The organism is Streptomyces sp. NBC_01224, assembly GCF_036002945.1.
Classification (GTDB): domain Bacteria; phylum Actinomycetota; class Actinomycetes; order Streptomycetales; family Streptomycetaceae; genus Streptomyces.
This window is the reverse complement of the sequence record NZ_CP108529.1, coordinates 1,333,426-1,346,297: the sequence shown is the minus strand read 5'-3', so window position 1 is coordinate 1,346,297 and position 12,872 is coordinate 1,333,426. Positions and strand designations below refer to the sequence as shown.

Annotated in this window: 1 protein-coding gene (running past one end of the window); it reads left to right on the top strand. The window is 69.4% G+C overall.

Annotated elements, in window-relative coordinates:
• Nucleotides 1-16 precede the first annotated feature (16 nt).
• On the top strand, nt 17-12,872 hold the 5' end (the start) of the coding sequence (locus tag OG609_RS05495) for a type I polyketide synthase (RefSeq protein WP_327271747.1). Its footprint extends 16,619 nt past the window's final position; only the first 12,856 of its 29,475 coding nucleotides appear in the window; its start codon is at nt 17-19; the stop codon falls past the right edge of the window.

Genomic DNA, 12,872 nt, shown 5'->3' with positions numbered 1-12,872 from the left:
AAGTGTGGAGTTCATGATGGCTAGTTCCGGTGACAAGGTTCTCGAAGCGCTGCGCGCGTCTCTCAAAGAGGTCGACCGGTTGCGGAGGGAGAACACCCAGCTCACCGGCGCGGCCAGGGAGCCGATCGCGATCATCGGGATGAGCTGCCGCTACCCGGGCGGGGTGACGAGTCCCGAGGACCTGTGGCGGCTGGTCGCGTCCGGTACTGACGCGGTGGCAGAGTTCCCGACCGACCGTGGCTGGGACCTCGACGGGCTCTACCAATCGGGCGGCACCAACGCGACGACCTTCGAGGGCGGCTTCGTCGACGGTGTCACCGACTTCGACGCCTCGTTCTTCGGGATCTCGCCCCGCGAGGCGCTGTCCATGGACCCGCAGCAGCGCATCCTGCTCGAGGAGTCGTGGAAGGCACTGGAGCGGGCCGGGATCGCCCCGACCTCCCTCCACTCCACCCAGACCGGTGTCTTCGTCGGCGCGCAGAGCTCCGGATACGAAACGAGCCTGCGCCAGTCCGACGACAACGTCGACGGCTATTACGTCACCGGCACCGCCGGCAGTGTCGTGTCCGGCCGCATCGCGTACTCGCTGGGCCTGGAGGGGCCCGCGGTGACGGTCGACACCGCGTGCTCGTCGTCGCTCGTGGCTCTTCATCTGGCCGTTCAGGCGCTGCGCCAGCGCGAGTGCTCGCTGGCTTTGGCGGCCGGTGTGACCGTCATGAACAACCCTGGCGCGTTCGCCGAGTTCAGCCAGCAGGGCGGCCTCGCCGGCGACGGCCGCTGCAAGTCGTTCGCGGCGGCAGCCGACGGTACGGGCTGGGCCGAGGGCGTGGGCGTGCTCCTCGTGGAGCGGCTGTCCGACGCCGTCCGTAACGGGCACCACGTGCTGGCGGTCGTACGGGGCTCCGCCGTGAACCAGGACGGTGCGAGCAACGGCCTGACGGCACCCCACGGTCCTTCGCAGCGGCGTGTCATCCGCGCGGCCCTGGCCAATGCGGCCCTCTCGCCCGCCCAGATCGACGCCGTCGAGGCCCATGGCACCGGCACCGTGCTGGGCGACCCCATCGAGGCCCAGGCCCTGGTGGAGACGTACGGCCAGGACCGCCCGCAGGACCGCCCGCTGCTGCTGGGGTCGATGAAGTCCAACTTCGGTCACGCACAGGCCGCTTCGGGCGTCGCCGGTGTGATCAAGATGGTCATGGCGCTGCGCCATGCCTCGCTCCCGCAGACCCTGCACGTGGACGAGCCGACGCCGCACGTCGACTGGTCGGCGGGTGCGGTGCAGTTGCTGACCGAGCAGGTGGACTGGCCGGAGACCGGTCAGCCGCGCCGCGCGGGCGTGTCGTCGTTCGGTGTGAGCGGCACCAACGCGCACATCATCGTCGAGCAGGCACCGGTGCGGGACAGCTCCGAAGGCGCCGACGTGGCCGAGCCCGGCTGGGTCCCGCCGGTCGTCCCATGGCTCGTCTCCGCCGCCGGCGCCCAGGCGCTGCAGGCACAGGCGCGCACCCTGCTGGCGCATACGGAGACCGTTGGCGCCTCCTCCTCGGGCGCACTCGACATCGGCTTCTCCCTTGCTGTCGGCCGCGCCGCGCTCGAGCATCGGGCCGTGGTGCTCGAGGCCGGACGCGAGGACCTGCTGGACGGCGTAAGGGAACTGGCCGCATCCGGCACCGGGGCGCGGGTGGTTCGTGGTACGACCGCGCCCGGTGGCCTGGCGGTGTTGTTCTCGGGTCAGGGTGCGCAGCGGTCGGGTATGGGTCGTGAGCTGTACGAGTCGTATCCGGTGTTCGCGGATGCGTTCGATGCGGTGTGTGCGGAGTTGGACCGGCATCTGGACCGGCCTGTGCGGGATGTGGTCTTTGACGGTGGTGAGCTGCTGGATCAGACGGAGTTCACGCAGGCGGGGCTGTTCGCGCTTGAGGTGGCGTTGTTCCGGCTGGTGTCGGCGTGGGGTGTGAAGCCGGACTATCTGTTGGGGCATTCGATCGGTGAGTTGTCGGCTGCGCATGTGGCCGGGGTGTTGTCGCTGGAGGACGCGGCGAGGCTGGTGGCGGCCCGAGGCCGGCTGATGCAGGCGTTGCCGGCGGGCGGGGCGATGGTCTCGCTCCAGGCGACCGAGGCGGAGGTTCTGCCGCTCCTGACCGACGGTGTGTCCATTGCCGCGCTCAACGGGCCCTCTTCGACGGTGGTGTCGGGTGACGAGGACGCGGTTCTGGCGATCGCTGCCCACTTCGGCTCGGAGGGCCGCAAGACCAAGCGCCTCCGCGTCAGCCACGCCTTCCACTCGCCGCGCATGGACGCCATGCTGGACGAGTTCCGTACGGTCGCCGAGACGCTGACCTTCCACCAGCCCGAGATCGCCATCATCTCGAACGTCACCGGCGTGGTCGTGCCGTCGCGCGAGATCCGCACCCCGGAGTACTGGGTGCGCCACGTCCGGGGGGCGGTCCGGTTCCTCGACGGGATACGCACCCTGCAGAACCAGGGCGTGACGGCATTCCTCGAGCTGGGCCCGGACGGGGTCCTGTCGGCCATGGGACAGGACTGCCTCATTGCCGACGCGGAGAGCCGCGTGTTCGTTCCGGCCCTGCGCAAGGGGCGCGCCGAGGCATCGGCCTGTGTCACGGCACTGGCCGAGCTCCACGTGCGCGGACAGGCCGTGGACTGGGCCGCGTACTTCGCCGGTACCGGGGCACGCCAGGTCGAGCTGCCCACGTACGCCTTCCAGCGCGAGCGCTACTGGCCGCACGTCACCATGAAGCTGGACAGCGGGACCGCCGTGGTGGGCAACACACCGGCGGAGGCACAGTTCTGGGACGCCATCGAGCGGGAGGACCTGGCCTCACTCGTCGACGCGATACGACCCGAGGACTCCGACGCGCTGGCCGGAGCGCTGCCCGCACTCTCCGCCTGGCGTCGACAGAGCCGCGTCAACTCCACTGCGAGCCAATGGCGTTACGGCATCACGTGGAAGCCCGTCGCCCTCCCGGCGACGGCGCGACTGTTGGGCGACTGGCTGGTGGTCGTGCCCGCCGGATACATGGACAGCGCGCTCGTCGCTCGTACGGTCGAGGCACTGACCGCACACGGCGCCAGGGTGATCCCGGTTGAGACCGACACGGCTGCCGCCGATCGGGTCTCCCTCGCCCAGTTGCTCGACGACGTACGCGAGCAGGGCGCACAGCCGGCCGGCGTGCTCTCGCTGCTGGCCCTCGACGAGCAGCCGTCCCCCGTCCACCCGGTCGTCACCGCCGGCATGACAGGGACGCTGGCGCTCGTCCAGGCACTGGGCGACACGGGTATCGACGCCCCGCTGTGGCTGGCCACCCGTGGTGCCGTGTCCGTCGGTCGCTCCGACCCGCTGGCCAGCGCTGTCCAGGCCTCGCTGTGGGGTCTTGGGCGAGTCGTCGGCCTGGAGTGCGCCCACCGCTGGGGCGGACTCATGGACCTCCCGGAGACGCTGGACGACCGTGCGGCCGCCCGGCTGATCGGCCTCCTCGCCGACGGCAGCGAGGACCAGGTGGCGGTGCGGCCCTCGGGAGCGTTCGTCCGCCGTCTCGTACGGGACACCCGCCCCGACCTCGTCGGGCCGGTATGGACACCGCAAGGCACCGCGCTGATCACGGGCGGAACCGGTGCCCTGGGCGGCCACGTGGCCCGATGGCTCGCCCGCAACGGCGTCGAGCACCTCATCCTCACCAGCCGCCGCGGCCCGGACGCCCCCGGCGCGGCCGAACTCGTCGCCGAACTGGAGGAGCTCGGCGCCAAGGCCACCGTCGTCGCCTGCGACGTGTCCGACCGCGCAGCCGTCGCCGCGCTGATCGAAGCGTGCGACGCCGCGGCGGCCGACTACCCGGGCGCCGCTCTCCGGACAGTCGTGCACGCGGCAGGCGTCGCCACCGCGACCCTGCTGTCCGAAGCCACTGCCGACACCCTCGCCGAGGAGATCTCCGCGAAGGTCGCAGGCGCTGTGCACCTGGACGAACTCCTCGACGGCCACGACCTCGACGCCTTCGTCGTCTTCTCCTCCATCGCCGGAGTCTGGGGCAGCGGCGGCCAGAGCGGTTACGCGACCGCCAATGCCCACCTCGACGCGCTGGCACAGCGCCGTAGGGCGCGGGGCGTCCCGGCGACCGCGGTCGCGTGGGGCGCCTGGGCGGGCGGCGGCATGGCCGAAGGCGAAGAAGGCGAGCAGTTGCTCCGTCTGGGTATCCGGACCATGGCACCCGAGCCGGCGATCGCGGCCCTGCAGCAGGCGCTCGACCGGGACGACACTCTGGTGACCGTCGCGGACATGGACTGGGCACGGTTCGTACCGGTGTTCACCGCAGCTCGCAGCCGCCCGTTGATCAGCGATCTGGCCGAGGTGCGGGAAGCACTCGCGTCGTCCGCTCCCGAGGCCACGGCCTCCGCCGAGGACGGCGACTCGCCCCTTTGGAATCGACTCGTCGGACTGGCCCCGGCCGAGCGCACCGACGCGCTGACCACCGTGGTGCGGTCCCTGGCAGCCGCCGTCCTCGGGCACGCCTCGTCCGACGGAGTCGAGCCCGATCGTGCCTTCCGCGAGCTGGGATTCGACTCGCTGACCGCCGTCGAACTGCGCAACGCACTCGTCGCCGAGACCCGGTTGCAGCTGCCGACCACCATGGTCTTCGACCATCCGACGCCGACCGTCCTGGCGCGTTTCCTCGCGGCCGAACTCTCCGCACAGTACGAAATGCCCGGCCTGTCGGGTACGCAGTCGAGGCTGTCGGCCACCGAGTTCCATGCGCCGACGAAGGACGACGACCTGATCGCGATCGTCGGCATGAGCTGCCGTTACCCGGGAGAGGTGGCGAACCCGGATGAACTCTGGCAGCTCCTCGTCTCCGGCACCGACGGCATCTCGGAATTCCCGACCGACCGGGGCTGGGACCTGGACGGCATCTACAACCCCGACCCGGCGCACCCCGGCACGACGTACACCCGCCACGGCGGGTTCCTCCACGAGGCGGGTGACTTCGACGCCGGCTTCTTCGGGATCTCGCCGCGTGAGGCGCTGGCGATGGACCCGCAGCAGCGGCTGCTGCTGGAGGCATCGTGGGAGCTCTTCGAGGGTGCGGGAATCGATCCCACCTCGGTGCGCGGGGAGCAGATCGGCGTCTTCGCCGGTGCTTCCTCCTCCGGATACGGCGTCGGCATGGCGCAGGGCTCAGAAGGTAGCGAGGGGCACCTCCTCACGGGTACCGCGACGAGCGTGGTGTCCGGCCGCATCGCCTACATGCTGGGCCTGGAAGGCCCCGCCGTTACGGTCGACACCGCCTGCTCCTCGTCACTGGTCGCCCTCCACCTCGCAGCCCAGGCACTCCGTCAGGGCGAATGCACCATGGCGCTCGCCGGCGGGGTCGCGCTTCTTGCCAGCCCGACCGCGTTCGTGGAGTTCTCCCGTCAGCGCGGTCTGTCGGCGGACGGCCGCTGCAAGCCCTTCGCGGAGGGAGCGGATGGTACGGGATGGGCAGAGGGCGTCGGCCTGCTGCTGGTGGAGCGGCTGTCGGACGCGCGGCGTAACGGCCACGAGGTCCTGGCGGTGGTTCGCGGGTCGGCCATCAACCAGGACGGTGCGTCGAACGGTCTGACCGCGCCGAACGGTCCCGCACAGCAGCGGGTCATCCGGCAGGCCCTGACCAGCTCCGGCCTCTCGGCCGCCCAGATCGACGCCGTGGAAGCACACGGCACGGGCACTCGGCTGGGTGACCCGATCGAGGCGCAGGCCCTGCTCGCCACCTACGGTCAAGAGCGCCGGTCGGACGACCTCCCCCTGTGGCTGGGGTCGATCAAGTCGAACATCGGCCACGCGGCGGCCGCAGCCGGTGTCGGTGGCGTCATCAAGATGGTGCTGGCGATGCGGCACGGTGTGCTGCCGCAGACCCTGCATGTCGACGAGCCCTCGTCGCACGTGGACTGGTCGGCGGGTGCGGTGGAGCTGCTGACTGAGCAGGTGGCGTGGCCGGAGACGGGTGAGCTGCGTCGGGCGGGGGTGTCGTCGTTCGGGATCAGCGGTACGAACGCGCACATCATTCTTGAGCAGGCTCCTGAGGTGGAGACGGCGGAGGACTCCGTTGGTGTCCCGGTGCCGGTGGTGCCGTGGGTGGTGTCGGCGAAGTCCGAGGCGGGGCTGGCCGGACAGGTGGAGCGGTTGTCGGCGTTCGTCGGGGATCGGGATCCGGTGGATGTCGGGTTCTCGTTGGTGACGACGCGTGCGGCGATGAATCACCGTGCGGTGGTCATTGGCGATCGGACGGTTCGGGGCACGGTCGCGTCGGGTAAGTCGGCGGTGTTGTTCTCGGGTCAGGGTGCGCAGCGGTCGGGTATGGGCCGTGAGTTGTATGGGGCGTATCCGGTGTTCGCGGATGCGTTTGATGTGGTGTGTGCGGAGTTGGACCGGCATCTGGACCGGCCTGTGCGGGATGTGGTGTTCGAGGGTGGTGAGCTGCTGGATCAGACGGAGTTCACGCAGGCGGGGTTGTTCGCGCTTGAGGTGGCGTTGTTCCGGTTGGTGTCGGCGTGGGGTGTGAAGCCGGATTACCTGTTGGGGCATTCGATTGGTGAGTTGTCGGCTGCGCATGTGGCCGGGGTGTTGTCGCTGGAGGACGCGGCGAGGCTGGTGGCGGCCCGGGGCCGGCTGATGCAGGCGTTGCCGACGGGTGGGGCGATGGTCTCGCTCCAGGCGACGGAGGACGAAGTCCTTCCGCTGCTGACCGACGGTGTGTCGATTGCCGCGCTCAACGGGCCGTCTGCGACGGTGGTGTCGGGTGATGAGGACGCGGTTCTGGCGATCGCCGCGCATTTCGGGGCGGAGGGCCGTAAGACCAAGCGACTCCGCGTCAGCCACGCCTTCCACTCGCCGCGCATGGACGCCATGCTGGACGAGTTCCGCACGGTCGCCGAAGGCCTCACCTTCCACCGGCCCGAGACCATGGTTGTGTCCAATGTGTCCGGTCGGGTTGTGTCGGACGAGGAGATCTGCTCGGCGGATTACTGGGTGCGGCATGTCCGTGAGGCGGTGCGTTTCCTCGACGGGATGCGTGCGCTCCAGGACCAGGGTGTGGCGACGTTCCTGGAGTTGGGTCCGGACGGTGTGCTGTCCGCGATGGGGCAGGACTGTGTCGTGGACTCGGCGTTCGTACCGGTCCTGCGCAGGGAGCGTGACGAGGCGCTGACGCTCGTGACCGCCCTCGCCGAACTCCATGTGCGTGGATCTGCGGTGGACTGGGCCGCGTGCTTCGCCGGCACCGGTGCCCGCCGTGTCGGCCTGCCGACGTATGCCTTCCAGCGTGAGCATTTCTGGTTGGCGTCTCTTCCGGCGGGTGCGGTTGATGGGTCGGGTCTGGGTGTGCGTGCGGTTGACCATCCTCTGTTGAATGCGGAGGTGTCCCTTGCTGAGGGGGACGGGTTGGTGTTGACGGGGCGGTTGTCGCTTCAGTCGCACGGGTGGCTTGTGGATCATGTGGTGTTGGGTTCGGTGTTGTTGCCGGGTACGGCGTTTGTTGAGTTGGTTCTGTATGCGGGGGAGCGGGTGGGTTGTGGGTATCTGGAGGAGTTGACGTTGCAGGCGCCGTTGGTGATGCCTGGGCGTGGTGGTGTGTCGTTGCAGTTGTCGGTGGGTGGGCCTTCGGCGGATGGGCGTCGGGTGGTGAGTGTGCATTCGCGGTCGGCTGAGGATGCTGATGGTGAGTGGGTGCGTCACGCGACGGGTGTGCTGTCGGTGGTGGGTGCGGGCAGGGGTGAGTCGCTGGAGGAGTGGCCGCCGCGGGACGCGGCGGTGCTTGGTGTGGAGGGGTTCTACGAGGAGCTGCGCGGGCTGGGGTATGGGTACGGCCCGGTGTTCCAGGGGCTGCGGTCGGTGTGGCGGCGCGGCGACGAGGTGTTCGCCGAGGTTGCGCTGCCGGAGGGGATCTCCGGGGACGGGTTCGGTGTGCATCCGGCCTTGCTGGACTCGGCCCTGCACGCGATGGGGCTGGCCGGCGACCGAGGTGAGGACGGTGGAGGAACAGGTCTGCCGTTCGCGTGGTCGGGGGTTTCCCTGCATGCTGTGGGGGCGTCGGTTCTGAGGGTGCGGATCACGCCGGCGGGTTCCGGGGTGTCGTTGGTGCTGGCTGACGCGGCCGGTGAGCCGGTGGCTTCGGTGGATTCGTTGGTGCTGAGGCCGGTTTCGGCGGAGCAGGTGCAGTCGCCTGGATTGCTGCGCGATGCGTTGTTCGCGGTCGACTGGGTTGAGCATGTGCTGGGCGCGGGTGACACGGTCCCTTCCGTTCAGGTGGTCACTGATCTGGGTGTGCTGGATGCGGTGCCGGGTGTGGTGGCGGTGTCGTTCGCTGACTCCTCCGGTTCCGGTTCCGGGGATGTGGTGTCTCGTACGCATGAGATCGCGGGCCGGGCGCTGGAGTTGGTGCAGGAGTGGTTGGCGGATGAGCGGTTCGCCGATGCGCGGCTGGTGGTGGTGACTTCGGGTGCGGTGTTCTGTGAGTCGCCTGATCCTGTTCAGGCTGCTGTGTGGGGTCTGGTGCGGACGGCGCAGTCGGAGAACCCTGGCCGGTTCGTGCTGGCGGACGTTGACGGGGTGGAGGAGTCGGTTCTGTCGGCCGCGGTGGCTTCGGGTGAGCCGCAGGTGGCGGTGCGTGGGGGTGAGGCGTTCGTACCGAGGCTGGCGAGGGTGTCCGCCAGTGCCGGTGAGGAGCGTGCTCCTGATCCCGATTCGGTGGGCACGGTGTTGGTGACGGGTGCCAGTGGTGCGCTGGGTGGTTTGGTGGCGCGTCATCTGGTGGTGGAGCGTGGTGTTCGGAATCTGTTGTTGGTGAGTCGTCGGGGGCTGGATGCTCCGGGTGCCACGGAGCTGGTCGCTGAGCTGGCTGAGTTGGGTGCGCGGGCTCGGTTTGTCGCGTGTGATGTGGCGGATCGTGTTGCGTTGGCGGAGGTGCTGGCGGGTGTTGAGGCCGAGTGCCCGCTGGTGGGTGTGGTGCATGCGGCGGGTGTGCTGGACGATGGTGTGGTGTCGTCCTTGACTCCGGAGCGGTTGGCTGGGGTGTTGCGGCCGAAGGTTGATGCGGCGTGGTATTTGCATGAGCTGACGCGTGGCATGGATTTGTCGATGTTCACGTTGTTCTCCTCGGCCGCGGCGACGTTGGGGTCGTCGGGTCAGGCGAACTATGCGGCGGCGAACGCGTTCCTCGACGCTCTTGCCGAGATGCGGCGGGCCGACGGGCTCGTGGGTCTGTCGCTGGGCTGGGGGCCTTGGGCCGAAGGCGGGATGCTTGGCCAACTCGACGCCACCGACCTCCAGCGCATGGCCCGCGCCGGCCTGCCCGCACTCACGGCTGAACAGGGCGTCGCCCTCTTCGATGCCGCACAAACGACCGGGCGAGCAGCGGTTGTTCCGCTGCGCCTCGATCTCCCGGTTCTCCGTCAGGGCGTTGCCTCCAACGGTGTGGCGCCTCTGCTGCGCGGACTCGTACGCGTATCGGGACGCCGTGTCGCGAAGTCCGGCACGGCCGAGTCGGTTCTTGCCGACCGGCTGCGTAACCTGGACGAGACGGAACGTATCCGTCTGGTGCTGGACCTCGTCCGGGGTGAGGTCGCACTCGTACTCGGGCATGCGTCCGGGAACTCCGTCACCGCGGGACAGGCGTTCAAGGAGTTGGGCTTCGACTCGCTGACCGCAGTCGAGCTGCGCAATCGCCTCAACGAGGTGACGGGCCTCCGCCTGCCCGCCACGCTGGTGTTTGACTACCCCACTCCCGAATCGCTCGCCCAGTACATCCGCGACGAGGTTGTGGGTACCCAGGATGAGCTGAGCCGGGTCGCGGCTGTTGCGGACGCCCTGGACGACGACCCCATCGCGATCGTCGGTATGAGTTGCCGCTACCCGGGTGGAGTCCTCAGCCCGGAGGACCTGTGGCAGTTGACGATCGGTGGGGGCGACGGTGTCGCACCGTTCCCCACCGACCGGGGCTGGGACCTCAACGGCGTGTACGACCCCGACCCGGAGAACCGGGCCACCTCGTACACCGCCGAGGGCGGCTTCCTCTACGACGCGGGGAAGTTCGACCCGGCGTTCTTCGGTATCTCCCCGCACGAGGCGCTGGCGATGGACCCTCAGCAGCGGCTGCTGCTCGAGGCCACCTGGGAGGCGTTCGAGCGTGCGGGCATCGACCCGGCCACGCTGCGCGGAAGCCGGACCGGTGTGTACGCCGGCATGATGTACCACGACTACGCATCGCAGACCGCCTCTGTGCCGGAAGGCGTTGAGGGGTTCCTCGGCATCGGTACTTCGGGCAGCGTCCTGTCGGGCCGGGTGGCGTACACCTTCGGTCTCGAGGGACCGACCATGACCATCGACACGGCGTGCTCGTCGTCGCTGGTCGCCCTGCACTTGGCAGCTCAGGCCCTGCGCAAGGGCGAGTGCACCATGGCGCTGGCCGGCGGGGTGACGGTGATGTCCACCCCGGGGGCATTCATCGAGTTCAGCCGTCAGGGCGGCCTGGCTTCGGATGGCCGGTGCAAGTCGTTCGCCGCGAGCGCGGACGGCACCGGCTGGTCAGAGGGCGTGGGCATGCTGCTGGTGGAGCGGCTGTCCGACGCCCGACGCAACGGCCACCCGGTGCTCGCTCTCGTGCGCGGTTCAGCGGTGAACCAGGACGGTGCGTCCAACGGCCTCACGGCGCCCAACGGTCCGTCCCAGCAGCGCGTCATCCGGCAGGCTCTGGCAGCCTCCGGCCTGTCGACCGCCCAGGTGGACGCGGTTGAGGCGCACGGTACGGGTACGACGCTGGGTGACCCGATCGAGGCGCAGGCGCTGCTGGCGACTTACGGGCAGGGGCGGCCGGACGGACGGCCGCTGTGGCTGGGGTCGTTGAAGTCGAACATCGGGCACACGCAGGCCGCGGCCGGTGTGGCCGGTGTGATCAAGATGGTGATGGCGATGCGGCACGGTGTGCTGCCGCGGACGCTGCATGTGGACGAGCCGACGCCGCAGGTGGACTGGGAGTCCGGCGACGTCCGGCTGCTGACCGAGCAGCGGGAATGGCCCGAGACGGGCGAACCGCGGCGCGTCGGCGTGTCGTCCTTCGGTGTCAGTGGCACCAACGCGCACGTCATCCTCGAACAGCCCGTTGAGACAACGGTGGCGGACGCGGCCACTGTCCCGGTGCCGGTGGTGCCGTGGGTGGTGTCGGCGAAGTCCGAGGCGGGTCTTTCGGCGCAGGTGGAGCGGTTGTCGGCGTTCGCCGAGGACCGGGATCCGCTGGATGTCGGGTTCTCGCTGGTGACGACGCGTGCGGCACTGGAACACCGTGCCGTGGTGATGGGTGACCGGACGGTCGAGGGGTCGGTGACACCGGGTCGGACCGGTGTGCTGTTCTCGGGTCAGGGTGCGCAGCGGTCGGGTATGGGCCGTGAGTTGTACGAGTCGTATCCGGTGTTCGCGGATGCGTTTGATGTGGTGTGTGCGGAGTTGGACCGGTATCTGGACCGGCCGGTCCGTGAGGTGGTGTTCGAGGGTGGTGAGCTGCTGGATCAGACGGAGTTCACGCAGGCGGGGTTGTTTGCGCTTGAGGTGGCGTTGTTCCGGTTGGTGTCGGCGTGGGGTGTGAAGCCGGACTTCTTGTTGGGGCATTCGATTGGTGAGTTGTCGGCTGCGTATGTGGCCGGGGTGTTGTCGCTGGAGGACGCGGCGAGGCTGGTGGCGGCCCGGGGCCGGCTGATGCAGGCGTTGCCGGCGGGCGGGGCGATGGTGTCGCTCCAGGCGACGGAGGACGAAGTCCTGCCGCATCTGAGCGACTCGGTCTCGATCGCCGCGCTCAACGGGCCGTCTTCGACGGTGGTGTCGGGTGACGAGGACGCGGTCCTGGCGATCGCCGCGCATTTCGAGGCGGAGGGCCGTAAGACCAAGCGCCTCCGCGTCAGCCACGCGTTCCACTCGCCGCGCATGGACGCCATGCTGGACGAGTTCCGCACGGTCGCCGAAGGCCTCACCTTCCACCGGCCCGAGACCATGGTTGTGTCCAATGTGACCGGTCGGGTCGTGTCGGACGACGAGATCTGCTCGACGGACTACTGGGTGCGGCATGTCCGTGAGGCGGTGCGTTTCCTCGACGGGATGCGTGCCCTCCAGGACCAGGGTGTGGCGACGTTCCTGGAGCTGGGTCCGGACGGTGTGCTGTCCGCGATGGGCCAGGACTGTGTCGAGGACTCGGCGTTCGTACCGGTCCTGCGCAAGGAGCGTGACGAGGCGCTGACGCTCGTGACCGCCCTGGCTGAACTCCACGTGCGTGGATCTGCGGTCGACTGGGCAGCGTACTTCGCCGGCACCGGCGCCCGCCGCATCGACCTGCCCACGTACGCCTTCCAGCACGAACACTTCTGGCTCGCTTCGTCCTTCAGCGGGGCTGCGGATGCCAGGGCCCTCGGCCAGAACGCGGGTGAGCATCCGCTGCTGGGAGCCAAGGTCGTCGTGGCCCAGGCCGATGAGTACCTCTTCACGGGCCGACTGTCGGTCGAGTCGCATCCGTGGCTCGGCGACCACATGGTCATGGGATCGGTCCTGCTTCCGGGCACGGCCTTCGTCGACCTGGCGCTGCACGTCGGTGAGCAGGTTGGCTGCGACATCCTGAGCGACCTCACGCTCGAGGCGCCCTTGGTTCTCCCCAACCAAGGGGCGGTGGCCGTCCAGCTGACCCTGGGTGCTGCCGAGGACGACGGCAGCCGGGCGATCGCCGTTCACGGGCGGCCCGCTGAGGACACGGACGCGCAGTGGACGCGACACGCGGCCGGCACACTGTCCGCAGGCGGCGTACCGGCAGGTGAGTCGCTGGAGGAGTGGCCGCCGCGCGATGCGG